Raw genomic sequence first — 21,855 nt, 5'->3', positions numbered from 1 at the left:
CTCGTCTGCCGGCGCACGACCGTAGGTGCCGAGTCACGGTGCGGTCGAGGCGAAGATCGTTGCTGCGTGTTCGAACCGCGCATCTGTTGATGGTGTTCGGCGATGACCTACGCGGCGGAATTGAGGTTGTCGAATCGGGTTCTGAACTGGTCAGCGTCATTGCTGCGGGATTGCTGCGCGGCGAGGTAGACGGGGCGAAGTTCGTTGACCAGGCGGGGCGATTGCACGGGGCCTTCGAGCATGGTGAGAGCGGTGAGTCCTTCGGTGAGTGCGGTGGTGGTGTCGCCGAGGAGGGCGAGGGAGGTTGCATAGTAGGCCCGGTAGGACGCTTCGTCGCGGGGCGGATGAGTGCCGCTGATGACGCTGCTGTGGTAGATGGTGACGGCTTTGTCGTGCTGGCCGAGGTAGCGGCGGGCGTGGGCTTCGATGGTGCGGATCTCGGATTCGGTGATGTAGTGCAGCCGGATCGGGTCGTTGGCGTCGTCGAGACCGCGATCGACCTGGCGCCAGGCGGCGGCGAGGGCGCGTTCGCATTGGCTGCGGTCACCGATAGCGGCGAAGGCGACGCCCTCGCGGGCGGCGAGCAGCGCTTGCAGGCGGGCGGAGGGGTCGTGGCGGCTGCGGTCGCTGGCGCGCAGGCTCAGTTGGAGGGCTTCACGCATCCGGCCGCCGGTCCATGCCTGCTGCCGTAGGGCGTCGATGATATCGGCGGCCAGTGAGTCGTCCCCTCCGCGTTCGGCGAGGATCAGCGCGTCCTTGTAGCAGATGGCGGCGGTGGCTTGGTCGCCGCTGTCGTAGGCCAGCCAACCACTGACCAGGCCGAGATTGGCTGCGACAGCGGCGAGTTCGGTGCCGGTGCCCCGATCGTAGTCGGCGTGGTCGAGCAGTCGCTTCGCGATGGAGAACTGGTCGAGCGCGTCCTGGAGGAGTCCGCCGCTGCCGAAGTCGTTGTCGTGTGCCCACAGCTGGTCGGCGACATCGGCCAGGTAGCGCACGTGTTCGGATCCCACGAGTCGGGCAGCCGCGGCGTGGGAGGTCGCTGCGGCCGGGTTGGTGGTGAGGGCGGCGGCGAGGATGAATGCGCTGGCCTGCCCGAACTGCCTACGGTCCACGTCGGCTCCTTCGCTGTCGGTGATTTCGATGTTCCCAACGTCGGACGTTTCGAGCAAGGCCGGCAGCAACGCCAGCCGCGGGATGCCCAGGGCATCAGCGGTGCGACCCATCTGGTAAATGTCGCAGATCGTTGCGACCTCGTCGCGTTCGACACGTCCGGCGTGGGTGCGGTCCCAGTTCATGAGATCACCGAATCCGGCTTGGGTCATGCCCGCTGCTTTGCGGACCAACATGAATGCGTGGCCTGGACGTCTGGCAGCCAGGAAAGCACGGAACTCGGGTGTGTTCCACGCGAAGTTCGAACTGTCGGCCATGGCCACCCCTTGACGTGCGCCGATAGGCGTTGATACGGGACACACTGTAGGCCGCCTGCGGTGGTGTCGACCGCAGATTCCGCACATCCGCTTGTCCGATCGACGCTGTCGCCCAGGCACATTCGCTGCGTGAGGCTGGATCCAGTACCAGGCGCCGGGCCTGCGCCCCGAACCACCGCGTTTCCCCGCGGGGTGACGCCAGTGAATCACATGCGTATCCGGTGAGCGCCCCGGCGCCTGGTGCCCTCCAACTAGGGCTGGAAGGGTGGTCGAAGATGACACGCACGGTCGGCTGCGTCGTCGTGGGCGGCGGTATCGCGGGGCTGATGACCGCCGCTCGTCTCGCCGCTGCCGGGTGGACAGTAGTGCTGCTCGAGCGCGGACTGCTGGGATCCGGAGCGACGACCAGTAATCACGGCATGATCCACTCTGGCGCGCTGTATGCGCGCTGGCATCCGGAGATCGTCGCTGCGTGCCGGCAGGCGCAAATCGCCTACCAGTCCTCGTTTCCCGAATGCGTGGTCACCACACAACCGTGCTGGTACTTGGCGCGCCCTGAGACTGTGCACACCTACGAAACCCTGTGGCGGCGCCACGGCATCGGCCACCACACCGTCGAAACGCCGGAGATTCGCGAACTGCTCCGCGACCAGGGACGCGACATTGCAGCGTGCGCTGTCGGTGAGCTGGTCATCGATACCCGCGCGCTGCTGGGTGAACTCGCCGCACGGTGCGAAGCTTTGGGCGTGGAGATCGCCGTGGCCACGGGTGCTCACCGCATCGTCGTCCGCAAAGGCGGTGTCCGGGCCATCGATACCGCACAAGGACGCATCGACACAGCGAATGTCGTGGTCTGCGCGGGAATCGGCACCAAGCCATTGTTGGAGACCGCCGGTTCGGTGATCGGCGCACAACTGCGTTCGCGGCTGGAAATGATGATGGCCTACCCAGGACAGTTGCCGCGCCCGATCATCGGCTTGGAGTTCGGCTGGCCGGCACTGGCCCCCGCCGCGGCGGCCGGGACCGTGCTGGCCTCACGCTATGGCGGCGTACAGCGGTGGGTGGACCGGCCGGGCCGCTGGCCGGTCCCGGCCACGGAGGTCGCCGCCCTCGACGCTGAGCTGAGGGAATGGTTCGCGCCGGGCGTGATCGACCACGACGGCGGTGTGGCCTGGGTGTGCTCGAAAACCGAGCACCCAGGGGCACAGCGGGATCAGTGGGGCACCGCACCGAACTACGCGGTCATCGACCACTGCACGAAGGAAGGTATCCGCGGGCTGTGGACCGTGCTGCCGGGCAAGATGACCCTGTCGCTGCACGCATCCCGCGACGTCGTGTCCCACATAACCGGCAGCAGAGCGCCGTTGGATTTGCCGGTCCAGCACCCGGTCTCCGACGAGCAGGCCGCCGAGTTGGTCGCGGTGTCCCCGTGGGCCGCGCACCGAGAGGTGCAGGCGCGATGATCCCACCCTTCACTGCGGCGCTTCCGGCCGACGAGATCGCTACCGTGCTGGCGTCGGTCGAGCAGATCCTGCGCTCGGGGCGGCTGGTGCTCGGCCCGCACACCGAAGCGTTCGAGACGGCCGTCGCCGACATGGCCGACGCGCGCTATGCGGTCGCGGTCAACTCCGGCTCCACCGCGATGGAGATCATATTCCGGGCTCTGGATGTCCGAGACCGCGTCGTGCTGGTCCCGGCGAACACGAACTACGCGACCGCGGCCGCAGCGTTGCACGCGGGCGCGCGGGTGCGGCTGTATGACTCGGGTCTGTATCCGGACATCGCCGATCTCGAACGGCTGCTCACTCCCACGGTGGCTGCGGTGGTGGTCGTGCACATCGGCGGCTACGTGTCCCTGGATCTGCCGCGCCTGGCCGGGCTGTGTGAGCGGGCCGGGGTGCCGTTGATCGAGGACGCCGCGCACGCCCACGGCTCAGATCTGGCAGGACAACCGGCCGGCGGTTTCGGGTACGCCGCGGCCTGGTCGTTCTTCGCGACGAAAGTGGTCAGCACCGGCGGCGAGGGCGGCGCGATCACGACCAACGACCCGGACCTGAACAAGATGGCCCGGATGTACCGCGATCAGGGCAAGGACCGCGGCGGCCGCCACATCGTCGCGGGCAACAGCTGGCGGATGACCGAGATCGGCGCCGCGACCGGTCTCGCGCACCTCGACCACCTCCACCGCGACATCGACGCCCGTCGGATGGTGATCGACCACTACACCGCCCACCTGGACGGACACGGCCTCACCTTCCCCGCCATCAGCGGCGGTTCGCGGGTCAGCGGCCACAAATGCGTGGCGCTGCTTGGCCCCGGCATCGACCGACAGCGGCTGGCCCGCACGGCGGTGGAGCGCGGTGTGCAGCTGGCGCGCGGCGTGTATGAGGCACCACTGCATGTGCAGCCGGTGTTCGCCGAGTTGAACACCGGCGACAGATTCCCAGCGGCCGATGACTTCGCTGCCCGTCACATCTGCCTGCCGCTGTGGCGGGGGATGGACACCGCCACCGTCGACCGGGTGATCGACGCCGTCACGACCAGCATCAATATCGTGTGCAAGGGGTGAAATCCATTGGCCAACATCGTGATTTCCGGAGCGTCCGGATTCATCGGCGTGAACCTGCTGCGCCGCATCCACCGTGATCCCGCGTTCGAGCGCTTCGACCGGCTGGTGCTGGTGGATCCGCTCCAGTACCGGGTGCAGAAGATCCCACCGCGGATCCTCGCCGATGAGCGCGTGAGCTTCGAGCAGACCTCCATCTACGCGCCCGGGGTGGCGGCGCGGCTCATCGGCGCCGGGGATCTGGTGATCCACCTGGCTGCGGAGGTCAACACCGCCGCACACCCGCAAGACGGTGTCGGTGACGACCCGATCGGCTACCTGCGGGCGCTGTCGGACGCGGGGATCGGGCGGCTGCTGTTCATGTCCAGCGCCGACGTCTACGGCCTCAACGACTCCGAGGATCTGCTCGAGACCGACCCGGTCCGGCCCACCACCATCTACTCCGCCGCCAAGGCCGCGTTCGAGGCGTACCTATCGGCATTCCACGCCAGCGAGGCACTGCCGGTGGTGGTGTTGCGGCCGGTCACGATCTACGGCCCCGACCAATACCCGGGCTGGCTGGTGCCGGTCGCGATCACCCGCGCACTGGCGCGGGAGCGCATCAGTATCGCCGGGGACGGGTCGGCGCGGCGAGACTGGATCCACGTCGCCGACGTGTGCGAACTGCTTGCCGCTGCCGCGCTCACCGAACACGACGTGCACGGCGAAACGTTCAACATCGGCACCGGCAGTGAATGGACCGTGCTCAGCCTGGTCCGCCATGTGCTCGCCCAGGCCGGTCGCCCCACAACCGACATCGACTTCGTCCCGGGTCGCCGCGGCGATCCGCAACGCCAGATCACCACAGCGGCCAAGACCCGCACCGTATTCGGTTGGGCACCGCGCATCGGGTTGCGTGGGGGCTTGGACCGCACCATCGCCTACTACCGGCAGCTCGCCGCGAGTGAGGGGTAAGTCCTGTGTTTGTACTGGGCATTCACGGAACGTTCGGCCGCGCCGATCACGACGCCGCCGCCGTGCTGGTCCACGACGACCGGATCGTCGCCGCCGCGGAGGAGGAGCGGTTCGTGCGCTACAAGCATGCCGTCGGGCTCATGCCCGACCATGCGATCCGCTTCGTCCTGCGCGTAGCGGGGATCAGCATGCACGAGGTGGATGTGATCGCATTCCCGCGCGCCACCTGGCGAGACTTCGGTCCGCGGTTCGAGGCGTATCTGTGGTACCAGTTCGGGCACGTGCCCCCGGTCGAGTACGTCGATCATCACCTCGCGCATGCGGCATCAGCGTATCTGGTATCGGGTTTCGACCAGTCCCTGGTGGTCACCGCCGACCAGGCCGGAGACGGGATCTGCGCGGCGGTATTCCGCGGCGACGCAGGCACACTCACCCCGGTCGAGACCGTGCCGTTTCCCGACTCGATCGGCCTGTTCGCTGCGGCGATGACGCAATACCTCGGGTACCGCAGCCAGCACGACGAATACAAGGTCATGGGCTTGGCCGCCCACGGCGTCCCCTACCGCCAGCAGCCGCTGCTGTCGATCGATGCCGGGCGCCCGCACCTGAACACCTCGCTGTTGCACCGGGAGGTGTTCCACCGGCACCCGCTGTTTCACACCGATCAGCTGCCGATGATCGCCGAGGACACCCTGCCCGGCTTCCCGCCCCGGCGCCTGCCCGGCGGCGCGCTGCACCGCGAGCACGCCAACGTCGCCGCCACCGCCCAAGCCGCGATCGAAAACGCGGTGCGGGAACTGGTCGAACGACACCGCCAGCCCCACGACACACATCTGTGCGTCGCCGGCGGGGTCATGGAAAACTCCGTCGCCGCCGGCAAACTCCTCACCCACGGCGGGTTCGTCGATGTGTACGCCGCTCCCGCCTGCGGAGACGCCGGAACCGCCCTCGGTGCGGCGCTGATGGTCGCCGCCGCCCACGGCCACCGCCCATCCCGGCTGGAGGACACGCGCCTCGGTCCGGCCTACAGCGATGACACGATCGAATCGGTGCTGCGCGAATGCGGGATCCCCTATCGGGTGACCGAGGACCCCGCTGCGAGCGCGGCGCAGCTGCTGGCCGGGGGACAGATCGTCGCCTGGTTTTCTGGTCGCATGGAATTCGGACCCCGCGCGCTGGGTGCCCGGTCGCTGCTGGCCGACCCGTCTTCGGCGGCGATGCGGAAACGAGTCAACCGCATCAAGCGACGCGAGGAATTCCGGCCCTTCGGGCCGTCGGTGCTCGCCGAGCACCTTCCGGAACTCTTCGGCCGCAACGATATTCGGGCTCCGTTCATGTCGTTCACGCTGCCCACCGCCTGCGGTGCCCCGATCGTGGCGGCCACGCATGTCGACGGCACCAGCCGACCCCAGAGCGTGCCGCCCGGTCCCGGCGTGTACCGGCGGCTGATCGAACAATTCCATCAGCTCACCGGGGTGCCCGCGGTGCTGAACACCAGCCTCAACTCCGGATGGGAGCCCGTCGTCGCCGACCCAGCCCACGCCCTGGCGTTCTTCGGATCGTGCCCGGCCGACGCCCTGGTGCTCGGCTCCTACATCATCACCAAGGACAGGCACTGAACGTGGACGAGTCGCTCGCGCTGCTGGCCGACCAGATCACCATCCACAAGCGCTACTCCCAACACCCCTACGACCTGGATATCGATGTAGCCGACGCGCTCACGCTCACCGGAGTCGAGCGGATACTCGACGTCGGCTGCGGCACAGGCGAATTCCTGCGTCAACTACGCCACAGCGGTCATCGAGGACAGCTGGTGGGCATCGACATCCGACCCGAAGCGGTCGAAGCCACCAAACGCACCCGCGGGCTACACGCATACCGAGCCAGCGCACACGAGCTACCGTTCGACGCGGCGGCGTTCGACCGGACCACCGCCAAGCATGTCCTGTACTACCTACCCGACCCAACCCATGCGCTGCGCGAACTACGGAGGGTAACCCGCCCCGGCGGACGAGTGGGCGTGAGCATCAACCACACCCAAACCGCACCCCGCATCCACGCCCTCGTCACCGCCCACGCGGCACCGCACGGATTCACCCCACAACCGGCCTCAGCGGTATGGGCCGCCAAGCCCGCCCAGCCGGACTCGGTCACCGCAGCCACTGTGGCGCCACTGATGCGGGCCACATTCGACAACGTCACCCTCCACCGCCGCGACAACGCCCTGCTGTTCCCCAGCGTGCAATCGCTGATGCGATACGCCCAGGTCATCCTGCGGTTCACCTGCGAAGTACCGTCTCAGCACCCACATCACGATGTGATTCTTGCCCGAGTCGAGGACGAGGTGCGGTCGTGGTTCACGGCCAACAACAGCGGGCCGTGGCGCGACGCGAAGGGCTACACCGTGTTCACCAGCACCCGATAGCCGGACAGGCGGGGCGCACCGAGGTCGCGGGCTGATCAGTGTCCCCACGCATCAGCCGATCAACGTTGTCAGGCGTGCGCCCGGCACGTCATCCGCCGTTATCGAGCCGAACCCACCTGACTCCAGTTGAAGCCGAGTTCGCCCTTGTCGGCGAGGATGCGTTCCCACCACTCGCGGTTGTCGCGGTACCAGCGGACCGTCGCGGCGATCTCCGGTTCGAACTGCCGTACCGGCCGCCACCCCAGCTCGGTCTCGAGCTTCTGCGGATTGATCACGTAGCGGCGGTCGTGATTCGGGCGATCCTCGATGTGCTCGATCCACTCCTCAGGGTCCAGCCCCAGCTCGGTCACCACCATGCGGGCAATCTGCAGGTTCGTTACTTCCTGACGTGCCGAGATGTCGAAGATCGGCAACAGTCCCGGATCGGTCGCTGCCGCTTTCGGGATCGGCCCGAGCTCCGCATGCAGCACCCGGTGCACCGCTTCACAGTGATCCAGCACATGCAGCCAGTCACGACTTTGCAGCCCGTCGCCGTAGACGGGGATCTTGCGGCCGCGAAGCACGTTCGTCACGGCCAGGGGGATCAGTTTCTCCGGCAGCTGATACGGCCCGAAATTGTTCGCGCAATGGGTCAGGCGGATGTTCATCTCGGGGTAGGTCGCCATGTAGGCGCGCACCATCTGATCACCCGCCGCCTTGGCCGCCGAGTACGGCGTCTTCGCGTTCAGCGGGCTGCGCTCGGTGAACCACTCATCGCCCGGCGCCAGCTCCCCGTACACCTCGATCGTCGACACATGCACATGCGACCGCACCGGCACCAGACGGCTGGCCTCGGCCATCACCTGCGCACCCAGCGCGTTGGACCGCATGAACGCCGACGGCCCCAGGATCGCGCGATCGTTGTGCGACTCGGCGGCGAAGTTGACCACAAAATCCGGCCGATACCGCCGGTAGATCGCCTCCATCACCTCGAGATCAGCGATATCAGCCTTCTCGAAGGTGATCCGCTCTATCACCGGGTCCAGGTTGGCCAGGTTCCCGGCGAACCCGATATAGTCCACCGCCACCACCCGCGCCTCCGGCTCCCGCTCCAGCAGGAAATGCACGTAGTTCGCGCCGATGAAGCCCGCGGCGCCGGTGACGAGGTAGACGGCCATGGCTGGCTAGCCTAGCCGACCCCGCGCCTCTACGGAGCCCTCAGACACCGCCACTGACCCTCGTCTGGTTCGTGGTTCGGGGTAGCGGCGCAGCCGCCGTCGACCAACTCGGCGTACAGCTCACGACCTGGCCGCGGACATCGACCCAGCGCCGAACTGATGGCTGCGCGCGTCGCGCGGACACCGCGTACACGAACGCGATGATAGGAACTACTCAGCTTGGACTCAGGTCACAAGCTCGGTGATCGAGCGTTCAGTACCCCGCCGCGGGTTCGGCTGGCACGAGGCTGTCGGTGCGGACGCTGAACGGGTAGCTGCCGGGCGAGTCGAGCACCGCCTGGACGAGCGCATGATCCTCGTCTTCGAATTCCAAGACCTCGAATACCGAGACCCTGCCCGCCACCAAGAGCACCTTGTCGCCGACCTGCACCATGCCGGTGAGCCTATCTCGCCATACCGACCAGTACGGTGCTTGCGGCCGGTCTTAGTGAGCGTCCGGGAACTTTCGTCAACCGTGGCCGGTGCGCGCGAACTCGACTGTCCTGCGTCAAGATCTTGGCAGGAACTGGCTGGTGTCGTTTGCCACCGTTGTGGGTTCTGGCGCAAACAGTGTGATCATCATCTGCCGAGATGCTGAGCGGTTGCGTGAGTGAGCAGGATGCGTTTTCTCAAAAGGTCGAGATTCGCCCTACCGAAACATTGCCTTTTCAGATGCTTGAGTTTATTAACTGTGCCCTCGGTCGGACCATTGCTCCACGGCAGCGTCAATCCGGCTGTGACAGCGGCGAAGTCGTGTTCGAGGCCAGTAGCGAAGGAGTGCAGCGCGGGCAGGTCGTCGGCACGGACCTGTGCGATCCATTCCGGCAGACGGTCCCCGCGCAGGTCACGCATGATGGCCGCGAAGGCGCCGACATGCCGGCGGGTGGCGGCGAGTTCTGGGCAGCACGTGAGAATCTTGGTGAGCTGCTGGTTTTCGGCGCCGGGGAGAGTGTCGGGATTGCGCATGATCCAGCCGGTCACCGCGCGGATTCTTGGTTTCGGTGGCGGGGCGACAGCAGGGCGGGTCGATGCCTTGCTGGCTTGGTAGGGGCGCAGGAAGCGGTAGACGTTGTTGGGGCTGCCCCGGTAGCCCAGCTCGCGCAGTTCGGCGGTCAGGGCCGCGATGTTGGTGTGCCCGGCGTTCCAGCGGGCAAGCAGGTGCGGCACGAACTCGTCCAGCATCCCGGCGCGGGCCGTTGTGGCGGCGATGACGTCCTCAGCACTGGCAGCAATGGCGAACCGGCGAGCGGTTTTCCGGTCGATATCGAGTTCGGTGGCGATGGTGCGTAATCCCTTGCCCTGAGCGCGAAGCCGCTGCACCGCCTCGTAGCGTTCGATGGGGCGGGCACGCAGCCGCGAATACCCTTCGCTGCGAGGAGAGGCGGGCGGCGCTGTCGCGGGATCGGCAGTTCCGCCCGCGTCGACCACGGCCGGAGTGCATTGAACCGAATCGGTGGGATCGCTACTGGCAGTTGATAATTCAGTGAGGCAGCTCCGGTGCGCGATCGCGGTTTTCTCCACCGCCTGGCCCAGATTGTTCCAGAGGTGCCACCTGTCTGCGCATTGTGTGGCCTGCGGCGCGCCGCGGCGGGCGGCCTCGGCGTACGCCCCCGCCCTATCTCGAGTAATCACCTCGATTTCTGGATGCGCCGACAGCCATACGGCCAGCGGATCGGCCTCGCGGCCGTCGAGGACATCGATCGGCCGGTGGGTGACCATATCCAGCAAGATTGTGGCGTACCTGCGGGAGCGTTTGACGGCGAAATCGTCGACGCCCAATATTTTGACGGCACCGACCGGCGGATCCGGCACTCTGCGGACCAACCGCAGCAGGGTGTCTCGGCTGGCCGACAGACCCAAACGGCTTACCAGCCGTGCACCCGCTCGACCCGCCAGGGCCACCCCGATCGCGGTGAGCATCGAGGTCAACTGGTCCGTCCGCCGTGACCAACGCACCGTGAGTCCGTCGACCTGCTCGGCGAAAGTCTTTGCCACACAATCGTTGTTCAGGCAGAAGAAGCGGCGCACGACCAGCCGCAACACCAGCCTCCGGCCCGCGACCGCGGCATCGGCCAACCGCCGCCGATAGCGGGAATGCACACGCGCGGAAACTGTTCCACACCGAGGACACTGGGCCAGTCCGGTGGCAACAGTCGCCTCCACGACCACCATATCGCCGTCGATATCGACATCATCGATCAGCAGATCACCCAAGTGCGGCAACAACTTTCGGACCAGATCAACGCACGCCTGCCACCATCACCCATTCGGCGCCGGATCCAACGGCAACACGCCGAACGGCGCAATCACACTGTTTGCGCCAGAACCTGCATGTGGGACCGCTTCGCTGCGTGTGCATTCCCGCTACCGGCGACAGGTGGCCGATTCCCCGCAAATTGCTTTGGTCACCGGCGCGGCAGCCATCTGCTACCCGGTCTACCACGACCCTGCCGAAGCGCCCGGCAGTTCAGTACGGTGGATCCGGGCCGTCATCGTGCGCCGTACCTACAAACCCCTGCCGCCAACACCGTTGGCCGACGGTAAAGTCGTTGCGGTGCCTTATGTTTGGGTGTCATAGGTGGCGATGACGTTGAGGTCGCGCACCGTTCGCGTGTTGAGGCGGTGGCGCAGATCGGCTCCGGCGCCGATATCTTCGATGAAGCGGGCATCGAGCAGACCGATGTCGGTGCTGGTGGCTTTGACCTGTAGTCGCGCCGGGGTATTGGCGGCCATATTGACTCTTGCCATCGGCAGCCCGCCGAGCCGAGTGGGCACCGACTGCAGGGCCACGGTCTGGGTGACCGTAGCGCCCGCCAGGGCACCGTTGGCCATCGGGGTCAGCATGAGTTGAACCTGCAACGGCGCGCCACTCTGGTAAGCGGTGATGTCGTCGACCTGCAGTATCACCGTAAGCTCTGTGATCCTCGGCCGACGCGCGCGCATGAGGTAGGGGAAGCGCTCGACGTCGAAGTCGACTTCGAAAATCGACTCGGCGGCAAGGACATTGGCGGGTCGCAGACCGCGGTGCCACGCGTTGGCGAACTCATGGCGCAGGCTGAACAGCTGCGACTGGTTCTTCCGGGGAGGCACGATGTTGGCCGTGCGCGCGGCGTCGCGCAGCAGCGCACCGCCATCCAGCGAGCTGTAGTCCACGCGGATGAGGGCGTTGGCGATCGTCTGCGGGTCGATGGCGTTGGTGTCCAGCGGAACCTCCAACCGCCAGCGGCTGATCAGGCCGAACCGCTCGAACGGGTCGAGTCGATTGCGGTTACGGTCCGGCGCGAGGCCGGTGTCCTCCTGGGCGTGGCTCATCGCCACGGAGCGCACCACACCCTGGTAATAGGTGAATCGTGGGTCGTTGGGCTGCTCTGCATAGGCCGGCGAGAGCGCGCTGGTCCGGCGGATGCGACTGTTGAGCAGTGTCAGTGTGGCGTTGACGGTTGTGTAGGGGCCTGCCACGCAGGGGATCGTGACCGCCACCGAGCGGATGCGGCGCATGAAGTGGCCGGGGAAGTCGGCGTCGAACAGCGATTCGGGGAGATCGAATTCGCAGGATCCGGTGGCGCGCAACGAAACCAGGGCCATCGGGTCGAGCTGCGCCAGGGATATCGGCTTGGACAGCGCGTACTCGTAGCGCTGTTGGTCGCGGTGTGCGCGCGCCATCTTGCGCATCGCCAGGGCCAGCCGCTCGCCGGAGAGCAGTCCGTGATGGGACTTGTCGAAGTAGCCGAACTCCACGAAGGTGGCGTTAGGGTCCCCGGTGTCGAAGCGATACACCTGCTGGGCTCGCTTGCACAGGTCGAACGCGTGCTGATAGTACTGCCCAAGCAGCAGGCCGATCTCTTGCTTGAGCCAGTCCTGGTGGACCAGCCGGGTGTCCTTGTTCTTCAGAAAGTCCAGGCGTTGCGCAGCGAACTCGGTTTCTTTGTCGTGAGAGGTGAGCGCGACGTTGGCCAGGTCCAGCGCGATACGAGCGGCGACGAGTTGTTTTTCGCCGTGGGCGTATTCACCGACGGCTGTAGACAGGGCCAGTGACCATTCCTGGGCGCGTCGTTCCACGGTGGCCCGGATTTCAGACAGGGTGGCGTGGTGGGTGGCGTCGGCGGCGTTGTTGGACTTGCTTTGTGCGAAGGCTTCCAGTCCCAGGGAAAGCATGTGCCCGCCGAGATAGATCTCCAGTACCGGCGAGCTGATACCCGCGCTGCCGGTCATCATCGTGGGGATGGCGCTCATCATCTTGGCCGCCATCGAATATTGGCTGGCTTCGGCCAGGATAGATCGCGCGTTGCCCAGCGCATCGATGCGTCCCTGTTCTGAGGAGCTCAGCACCACCCGCGCGTCGGCGATCACACCATTGGGGGACGGTTCGGTGAGACCCAGTTGGCGCATGTAGTAAGGGATGCGCACGGTCTCGAGTAGATGTTGGGCCTCCTCGAGGGCTTTGATTTGCGCTTTGGCCTGGTCGACTTCACGCAGCTTGGTTTGGCGCACATGATCGCGTAGCAGCTGCAGGTCCTGTTCGGCGCGGCGCAGCGTCGCCTCTTCGGCGTCGCGCACGTCGAGGATGCCTTTGAGGTCCGCACCGAGACGGCGCACGTCCTCCACCGCCTGGTTGGCCTGATCGAGGCAGGTGTCGAAGCGCTCCTGCGGCAAGGGTGCGCCGAGGTCGGCCAGGACGCTGGCCAGATCGAGGCCCTGGGCACGGGCCGCGACCAGGAGTGCGGGATCGATCGGCGGTTCGTAGAGCGGCAGTTCGCGCACGATGCCTTCGATGTTCATGCAATGGCGGATCTTGAACAGCAGATCGGCGATCCTGTCCCACAACGACTCCAGTAGCGCGTTGGGCGGGATACAGAAATACAGGGCCTCGGACATGCCCAGCAGACCTCCACCGGCACCGCCGCCCGTGGGAGCCGGTGCGCTGAAGGGAAACTCGTTTTCCAGCGCCACCAACGCGTTGGCGAACCGATCCAGCTTGGCTTTGAGGGTGGCGTAGGTCTGCGGGGCGCGGCGGGTGCGTTCGGGAACGCGTTGCGGTCGGGGCCCCATAAGGTTGGCGGCGAACACGAGGATCTGCACCGCTTCGTTGATCGGCTCTGGTCGTTCACTGCGCAGCAGAGTTTCGGCACGCAGGGTCAGGTGCTGAACCCAGCGGATCAGCACATGCTTCTGGAAGGCGCCGGGGCGCAGTCGCCCGATGAGGAATGGGTTGAACGGATCGCGTTCCCAGGCGTCGATCTGTTTGGTGGCCTCCAACTTCAGTTGCAGCTTCACCGGGTCGGTGCCGGTGTAGCTCAGCGCGGTCAGCAACTCTTGGATGCGTGCCGGGATGGATCCTTTGAACGGCAAGAACTGCCAGAATTCCGCCGGGGTGGCCCCGGGCGGGCTGGCGGCGGTGCCGGCGGTGGGATCGAGCACATAGCGCAGGCAGCGTTCGGTGTCGTCGAACATTCCTGCGGCTTCGAAGACGTCGGCCATCAACATCGGTGCGTGATAGAACAACTCCCAGTTGTACTGGGCGTACGCGCCGTCGCCGAAGTCCACGATCTCGGCTGGGTAAGGCGTGGTGACGTTGGCGGTCGGTTGGTATTCCGCGGCGAAGCGGTTGCCGCCGCCGTCGTTGCTAAGTTGCTGGGTGCCGGTGGCCAGCAGCGCGGGAACACCGCCCTGGTTGAGTCGGCGGATGAATTCGGTGATGTGGGGGTGAAAAAGGTTGCGAAACCGCACCAATGGCACGGTGTGGATGGCCTCGTCGACCAGATCCGGGCGCAAGGCGGGCGCGTTGAGGGTGATCTTGTCGACGGCGGTGATGGTGCGTGGTGCGGCGGTGACGGTGATCTTGTCGGCGGGAAGCAGCACCGTATCGCGGGACAGCGCCTGTGCTGCCAACGCCAGCGGCGGGTTGGCCGCGACGGCGGGCCCGTAGATGCATCGTTGCTGTGCCAGCACGGAATCGATGGGCTTATCGGGCAATTCGCTGACGAGCAGGTCACTGAATTTCTGTTTCGAGGCTTCCAAGGTCATCCGCCTCAGGAAGTCCCGCCCCGCCACTACGCGGGGCAGCCCGTAGACGCGGGTGACGATGTAGGTGCGGTCGAAGTCCTGATAGAAGCTCGGCCCCTGCAAAACGTACTGGGCGTAGTGGTGCGGCGGGGTGACGCGGTACGTGCTGGGCGAGCGGGTCAGTACGGGTAGGGGCTGGCGACGGGCGTTCATCACCGGGGTCGGGATCAGCCGGGCGTTCAGCGGCAGATAGTCGCCGATGTTGAAGGTCAGTCCGGACCCGCCGGGGCGCAGCTCGAAGGTGTTAAACACCGGTAACGTGTTGTCGGGCTGCACAATCCACAGGTTTCCGGTCTGCCCTGGCCCCATACCCAGCGTCGCCGACGTCGCCTTGAGGCGTCCGTTGATGCCGTTGAGTTCGAAGGTGCCGCGGTCGGCGCTCTGATCGGCGGAGGTGTTCTCGATCTTCATGAAGCCGCCGCCCTTGCTGGGGTTGGGCACCCACTGCACGACCAGGTGGCGGCAGATGAACTCGACGAAAAGTCGTCCGTCGTAAATGGATACCGCCGAGAACACGTACTGCTCGGGGTGGACGTTGCTGGAGGTCAATGTCAGCGAGGAGACCTCCTTGGCCGACCAGCGGCCGTCAAAGAACTCCGACCACGCGATGCGGATCTCCATGTGGGTGCTTTGGGGGCGGATGGCCTCGGTACTGTCGGGCTCGGGCGGTTCGACGGGCTCCGTTGGTGGTGGAATCTCCCAAAACAGCGACTTACCGTGCGCGGCGTTCCAGGCTTCCCACGCGGCCTTGTCGGCAGCCCACTTCGCGTAGTCCTGTTGCCATTTAGCGTGCGCGGCCTCCCATGCTTGGTGAGCCTTGCGCCAGTCTTTGTGCGCCTGCGGTTCGGCCAACGGGTTACCGCTGCCGGAACTTGGGTCGGGTTTGACCTCCATGATGGGCCAGAACACGTAGAGCCGCCGGTTCCAGATCACCGGGACGACATGTGCCCCTTCCACCTTGCCGTCGTGGAGGGTGTCGATATCGATCGGGACACGCTCCCAGGGTGTCCAGTGGCTGTCGTTCTCGAGGCGTCGGTAATAGTACGAGTAGGGTGCGCCGACGGTGCTGCGGCCGATGAGGTGCACCAGGTCGACTTCTCGTTGGGCGCCGGCGTCGTAGCCCTGGGCCCAGGCGCCGCAGATTTCCAGCCGGGCCACCTCGTCGACACCTTTGAGCAAGTTGAGGAATGCGGTTTCGATGCCGTCAGGTGACTGGTCGGCTTGGCCGACGTCGTTGATGAAGGACCGGAACTGACTTGTGATGTTGTCGCGCTGCAGCTCCAGCATGTAGTTCTCGGGATACATGAAGACGGTGCGGGCGGCGTTTTGGACGCGGTAGAACTTCTTCTCCGCCCAGATTTGGCGGTCGATCGCCGAGGGCAAAACCGTGTTGGCGTGGGCCGGGCCGAAGTTCTCGAGATTCAGTTGCACACGGAGCACGAAGTTTTGGACGACCTTGATGGCATCGAGCACGCGTGAGGACTTCACGCATGCCGACACCTGGGTGTCGATGAGCAGCAGTTCGAAGAGCTGATCGCGGTTGGCCAGGTTTAGCCGCGCAACCAGCCAGCTGGCCAAGGCATCACGCCACGCTTCACGCAGCGGATCGTTGATCCCGCTAGATAGCGCCAGCCAGTCGGTGTCGGTGAAGCGGGCTCGTGCTGCGCGTTTGACGTCTTCGGTTTGGGCGGCATCCACGGCGGTGGTGGTCCATTTCAATAGGTCCGATGCCGAGATACCGACGCGGCGGATCAGCGCCGCCGCCGGGGTGAGCAGTCTCAACGCGCTGCCGTCCGTCAGATGTGCCGGCGCGGCGTTGAATCCGGTGGGGCCCAACAGAAGGGTGACATCGGTGGCGTCGAGACCCAGCGCTGTCGCGATCAGCGGGGTGGCGGCGGCGATCGACCCTGACCCCACTATGGCGATCAGCGCGTCGTCGCCGCGTAGCTTGGGCGACAGTTTGTGCAGGCCGATCAGCCGCAGCAAGCCGCGCATCAGGATCGGCGCGGCGGCATCGACGGCGGCCGCCGCCTCGCGTGAGAGCGGTAGCGCGTCGATTCTGAACCCGTCGAACGCGGCGGGATGCGCTGCGACGTGTCGCAGCAGTGCTGACGTGAGTCCGGTACCGCGCACCGTGCGGGCGGCGTTGTCGAGTCGAGTGAGAGCTGCGACCGCGCTGCGAAAACGGCTCTCGGGCACCAGCAGCCGGGCCGGCAGGGGACTGCGTGGTTCGGTGCCGTTGATCCATGCCAACGTCAGCTCGGTGGGCCCGGCGGCGGTGCGTCGCCATTCCACAGTGATCGCGATGCGCTTGCGGGCGGCGACGCTGCGGGCATCGAAGCGCCATAGCTGTCCGGTCTGCACGGCCGGCACCGTCGCACCGTTCCAGATGAGGGTGGGAGTTCCGGTGCCGCGAACCTCGATCGCGATAGCCGTCGGGCTGCGGGGTAGCAGATGCGCCGAAAACCGCGCGCTGCCAACAGCGCTGGCTTGGCCGAAGTCGACCGTCGCGGCCGGGTAGTTCAGCGAGTCGAGCTCGGCGGTGGCCAGCGGCGCACCACTGAGCGTGGTGGAGGCGAAGAACTTCGCCGACCATCCGCCGTGCTCGAGATCGCGTAGCGGCGTCACCAGCGGTCGGGTCGAACCGGGGGCGGTGGCCAGCGTGGTGTCCTCGAGCAGGTTGGCCAGCGTCGGTGCCGGAAGTCCGGTGAACACCAGAAGCTCCTGTTTGATCAGGGAACGGGCCAGCGCTTCGCGGACGTAGGGGAGTAACTCGTCGACGACGTAGGCCAGTTTGGCTTCGACGTTCAGCGCGCCAGCACCGGTGGCCAAGATAGTGGCCGCCACAGCGGGCCCGCCGCTTATGCCCGCCAGCACGTCGTCGAGGACCTTGCGAGGTGCGGCGTGCAGCATGCCGATGGCGTCGACGAGGCCGGCGTCGCCTGCGGCGGCCGCCTGCAGGGTCGCCTTCTCGGCGTCGGTGAGCGCGCCGAGGGTGACAGTGGCTCCTGCGGGCATGGCCACCCGGGTGAACCTGATGAGCTGCGCATCGGTCTCGACGGTGACGTTGGGGGCCAGCGCGGTGATCTGCGCGGCGGTGGGCGTGCCGGCGTAGGCGGCGGTGAATGTGGCTGAGCCGGTGGTGATCCCGAGAAAGCGGTCGACTGCTTCGGTTCCAACGAGCTGGGCCAGCAAGGTCCGGAACCGTTCGACCGGCATGCCGGACTCTTCGCCGATATCTGCGGCAAGATCGCTTTGCCCGCCGTGCAGGGTGGCGGCAAGGTAGGTGAGCTCCTCAGCGTCGGCGTCAGTGGATCCGGTGCGGGACAGGTGGCGCAGCAGTTGGTCGACGTCGGCGATGGTCAGGTCGGTTGAGGACACGGTGTCGATGGCGGTGACGAATTGTTCCAGCCGTAGCGGCTGATGGGTCACCGATTCGAAGGGGTCTACAGTGCCCAGCGCCCGCATGGTGATGACGTCAGCGACCTCGATGTTGAGCGCGCGAGCCAGCACCGCGTAGCGGTACATCGCAGCCAGCCGGTGCAGGGTGAGTATGTCGGCGGTGCCGCTGAGACCGGCGTCGGTGCGGATGAGGGCGAGCTCGTCTGCGGTGAGGCGGAAGGCGGCCAGCAGGGCCGGCACGTGCTGGTCAATCGGCTCGGCCAACGCTAGTTCGGTTCCGTCCAGCGACAATTCGAAGCTGTCGTCCAGCGCAAGGGCTGCGCGGTTGAGGAACAGCGCGGTGTGAAGCGACTGGCTGCCGGTTTGCAGGTGTCCGAGCAAGACGGCGACTTCGGGTACGGTCAGCGACAGTCGTTCCTTTAGGCGCTGCAACGCAGCCAGTGACAGCGGGGTGTTGGCGTCGGTGGTACCGGTGATGCCTATCTCGGCAAAGGCGCTCAACGTGACGTCGAGGTCGGTGATGGTCAGTGCCGTGCGCGCCGACAGCCGCAGGAAGCGGTTGATGGCGATAAACGTCTCGGCCGACACGGTGGCGCCGTCAACGCGCCGCAGTCTGGCATTGGCCAGATCGCAGTCGTTGTCAGGTGATGCGATGACCAGGGTGGCGGCTAGCTGGTCGTAATGGTCGTGCAGCCAGTCAACAAGTTCGGCGACGGTCAGCCCGAGCACGGCGGCGCCCGCGATGATCGCCGCGTTCGGTGTGGTGAAGCCGGTGGCGGCGAGCGCGGCGACGTCGCTCCACGTGACCTTCGTCGGGCCGAGCGCGGCGACACCGGTGGCACCGGGGTTGAGGGTGCGCGTCTGCAGCAGGGCCACCAGGTCGGTGTAGGAACGTTGAGTACGTTGGAGGAATTCGGTGACCCAGCTCAACAGCCCAGGTCCCATGCCTGGGGTTAGGCCGTCGAGGACGTTCCACGTCGCGGCGTCGGTGGTGCCGGTGGCTGGCAGCCCGGCGTCGGTCTGCAGATCGATGAGCGCGGCCTGGGTTGCGGCGTCGAGTACGCCGGTAATCGCGGGTGTGGGTATGGCACCGTAGGTGATGAGTTTCTGTTGCAGGACCCGTACGGCGTTGCCAGTAGCGCCGGCGCCCAGGTTAGGCACCAGGCTGGTCACGTCCAGGCCGTAGAGGTCTTCCAAGGTGCCGACGGGCGCGCCGGCGCCGCCGTACTGCATGCCGGTGATGAGTTCGAAGTCCAGCTTCGATAGTCCGAGGGCTTCACTGGCGATGGCCTCCTCGGTGGCCAACACGGGGTTGGTGTGCAGAGCGTCCTGACGCAGGGTAGCCATCACTTCGAATCGGCTGGTGCCCAATGATTTCAAGAAGGCCCGCACGGTGTGCATCCGAAGGTCGTAGGGCAAGTCGATGGGATACGCCGCGTCACGCAGGGCGTCGCGTGCGGCTTCGAGGGTGAATTGCGGGTTGGCTGCCAGCTCGTCTGGGGTGGCGGTGCCGGTGTCGTGGGCGGCCGACGCGTCGACGTGGCCCAGTACGACGATGGTCTCCAGAATTTCGTTGACCAGGTCGATCGCCGGCATCGGGGTATTGGAGTTCTCGCAGGTGAGCAGTATGTGCTCGATATCGGGGCGGCGGGCGAGCAAAATGTCCAGCGGGGTCTTGCCTGCGGCGTTCTTGGCTGATCGCGACAAGAATTGCAGCAGATCGACGAGGTAGGCCGAGGGGCTGAGCACCGACTCGCAGTCATCGCAGTCGCACAACGACAGTTCGCCGAAGAAGTCGGCGTAGCTGGGGATCGTCTTGACGATGTCGGCCACGGTCACCGGCGGCGGGGCGGCCGGGCCGGCGGCGCGGACCTGGGTAACCGCACCGATGACGGCGGTGTGCATGGCCAGGTGGGCGAGGTGAATATCGGTGGCGCGCTGGTGGATATCGGCCGCGGATTCGCCGAGCGTGTCGGCGTGTTCGGCGATGAAGGTGGCTGCGGGAATGTTGGCCACCGTGGCCGCCGAGTCCAGTCCGCGCCGCAGCAGCGGCGCGACGTGGTTCGCGTTGTCAGCGATCATCAGGGTGCGTTGGAGCCGTTTGAGGTCGGCGCGGGTGCGTTCGGGGTTTTCGGGGTGAATGTCAAGTGCTTCACCGTGTTCGGCGATGTAGCGATCGATGTGGCTGGCTTTGAGGTCGAACGGCGGCGCTGCGCCGGCGTAGGCGGCCCGGCTGGCGGCGCGTAGCCATCGCGCTGCATCGGGGTCGACGTTCAGTTCAGCGTGCTGACGGGCGATGGTGGTCTCCACCGCTGTCGTGGGCCACGCGATCTGCGCCCCGTGCAAGAGGCGCTGGACGTATGCGGCGCGCGCCGCGTCCTCGTCGTCGCCGGGTTCGGCGGACGGGGGCAACCCCGCGCTGTCGACCAGTCTGCGCAGCGTCGGCTCGTCGAGGCGAGCTATGTCGTCGGGGGTGCGGATATTCGTGGAATCGTGGTGCAGCAGCAGATCAACGAGTGCCGCATTGCTTTCGGTGAAGTCTGCCAGACGCATCACGAGCGCCGCCCGGTTGACGCGTGCTGCTCCGCCCAATTCGGGGTCGTCGCGCATCTGTTGCCAGATCACGTCCTCGGGTTGGTCGCTATCGGTCAGCCGGCGAAACAGCAAGCGTTGCTGCTGTGGCGAAAGCCCGACGATCTGCAACCAGTCACGCCCGCTGGGGTTGTCGGAATTCGCGGTGCCTAACGCTTGATCGGTCGCCGCGACGAGTAGATGGTCGATGTCGGATTCGATCTGTTCCCCGCCGCGGTGGGGAATGATTATGGCCTTGACCGCATCGCGGAGGCCCCGGCTCAGCGTGGCGCGCGTCTGTTGAGCCAGTGCGGCCAATTGACTGCCCAGCCCGGCGTAGGCCAGTCCGTAGAACACCGCCAGTGATATCTCGTGTCCGTGCTCACCGCATTGTCGGCTGGCGTGCGCAGCGGCGATCAATCGTTCGATCAGCTCGCGCACCACTCCGGTCTCCGCGGTCAGGAACGACACCTGGTAGCGGCCATCGCTTTCCTGTATCTGGTGGTATGGCAGTCCGCGAAGTGCAGGAGCCAGCCGGGCACGGACACGTTCGAGTTCGGAGACCGGACGCTCTCCGTCGGCGGCGTCGACGTACAGCCGGACACGAACCTGCGGCGCGCTGTTGACGAGAATGAGCGGCGCGTCGGGGCTTGGTGCGATGGGAGGCACAGCAACCTCACCCGACAAGGTGGCGACGGTAATTCCGAGCACCGGGCGCGCGCAGTCATCCTCGTCGGTCACCTCGAAGACGAGATCCGGCCGCGGTGGGGCTGTGTCTTCGCGCGTCTCGCCGGGGGAATCGTCAGGGAAGTCGAACGACACGCCGAAGATGCCGTCGGCGTCGGTGTCGTCGCTGCCCAGACTCCTCTTGGCGGTGACGTTCTGGTCGTAGACGTGCACGGTCAGACCAGCGCATGGATGGCCCGATCGGTCGGAGACGACGCCATCGACGCGGTGACGCGGTGGACTGGATACGTCAGGTCGCCGCCGCGCAACCAGGTTGTCGATGAGCCGCGCCGTGGCGACATCGACAACGCCGGCCTCACCGCCCCATGCCAATGCCGCCAGATCAGATGGGAAGGTCTGCTGCAGGAACTCCACCGCGTCTTTGGTGGCCGCGTCGAACTGTTTACGCCGACGTTCGGTGGGCGGGATGTCGAAACCGAGCACAGCCAGTTCTGTGTGCAGGCGCGCCACGTCGGCGCCGGTGTCTCCCGGACGCAGAATTCGTCCGTCGAGTTGCATGGTGTC

General features: G+C 66.2%; 10 protein-coding genes. 5 read left to right on the top strand and 5 right to left on the bottom strand.

Going from position 1 to position 21,855, the window contains the following annotated elements:
• Positions 1-107 precede the first annotated feature (107 nt).
• The gene (locus ACZ6DL_RS21515; RefSeq protein ID WP_466053521.1) at positions 108-1,322 is read right to left on the bottom strand and encodes a hypothetical protein; all 1,215 of its coding nucleotides are present in this window, start codon (positions 1,320-1,322) and stop codon (positions 108-110) included.
• A 380-nt stretch (positions 1,323-1,702) separates the two neighbouring features.
• Between ACZ6DL_RS21515 and ACZ6DL_RS21510 the strand changes: the two genes are divergently transcribed.
• From ACZ6DL_RS21510 to ACZ6DL_RS21490, 5 genes are read left to right on the top strand one after another with little or no spacing between them, the layout of a single operon-like run.
• Positions 1,703-2,890: an NAD(P)/FAD-dependent oxidoreductase gene (locus ACZ6DL_RS21510; RefSeq protein ID WP_466053519.1), complete on the top strand. Its 1,188-nt coding sequence runs from the start codon at positions 1,703-1,705 to the stop codon at positions 2,888-2,890.
• Positions 2,887-3,996, top strand: coding sequence for a DegT/DnrJ/EryC1/StrS family aminotransferase (locus ACZ6DL_RS21505; RefSeq protein ID WP_466053517.1), 1,110 nt, complete (start codon positions 2,887-2,889; stop codon positions 3,994-3,996). The genes ACZ6DL_RS21510 and ACZ6DL_RS21505 overlap by 4 nt, the downstream gene beginning before the upstream one ends.
• A 6-nt stretch (positions 3,997-4,002) precedes the next feature.
• Complete coding sequence (locus ACZ6DL_RS21500; RefSeq protein WP_466053515.1) at positions 4,003-4,947, top strand: NAD-dependent epimerase/dehydratase family protein; 945 nt, start codon at positions 4,003-4,005, stop codon at positions 4,945-4,947.
• Between the two features lie 5 nt (positions 4,948-4,952).
• A complete protein-coding gene (locus ACZ6DL_RS21495) occupies positions 4,953-6,566 on the top strand; it encodes a carbamoyltransferase family protein (RefSeq protein WP_466053513.1) in 1,614 nt (537 codons plus the stop codon).
• Between the two features lie 2 nt (positions 6,567-6,568).
• Complete coding sequence (locus tag ACZ6DL_RS21490; RefSeq protein ID WP_466053511.1) at positions 6,569-7,372, top strand: class I SAM-dependent methyltransferase; 804 nt, start codon at positions 6,569-6,571, stop codon at positions 7,370-7,372.
• Between the two features lie 98 nt (positions 7,373-7,470).
• Here the strand turns inward: ACZ6DL_RS21490 and ACZ6DL_RS21485 are convergent, their stop codons facing one another.
• The 4 genes from ACZ6DL_RS21485 to ACZ6DL_RS21470 all read right to left on the bottom strand — a co-directional run bounded on the left by ACZ6DL_RS21485 (position 7,471) and on the right by ACZ6DL_RS21470 (position 21,849).
• Entirely contained in the window at positions 7,471-8,529 is a 1,059-nt protein-coding gene (locus ACZ6DL_RS21485; protein WP_466053509.1) for a dTDP-glucose 4,6-dehydratase, read from the bottom strand.
• 253 nt (positions 8,530-8,782) lie between these two features.
• A complete protein-coding gene (locus tag ACZ6DL_RS21480; protein ID WP_466053508.1) occupies positions 8,783-8,962 on the bottom strand; it encodes a hypothetical protein in 180 nt (59 codons plus the stop codon).
• 185 nt (positions 8,963-9,147) lie between these two features.
• Positions 9,148-10,782 carry an ISL3 family transposase gene (locus ACZ6DL_RS21475; RefSeq protein ID WP_466053788.1) on the bottom strand — a complete coding sequence of 545 codons (1,635 nt, stop codon included), beginning with the start codon at positions 10,780-10,782 and terminating at the stop codon, positions 9,148-9,150.
• A gap of 345 nt (positions 10,783-11,127) precedes the next feature.
• Positions 11,128-21,849 carry a Tc toxin subunit A-related protein gene (locus tag ACZ6DL_RS21470; protein ID WP_466053506.1) on the bottom strand — a complete coding sequence of 3,574 codons (10,722 nt, stop codon included), beginning with the start codon at positions 21,847-21,849 and terminating at the stop codon, positions 11,128-11,130.
• Positions 21,850-21,855 lie beyond the last annotated feature (6 nt).

This window comes from Nocardia sp. NPDC041819 (assembly GCF_055590505.1).
This window is presented reverse-complemented; position numbering and strand designations above follow the sequence as displayed.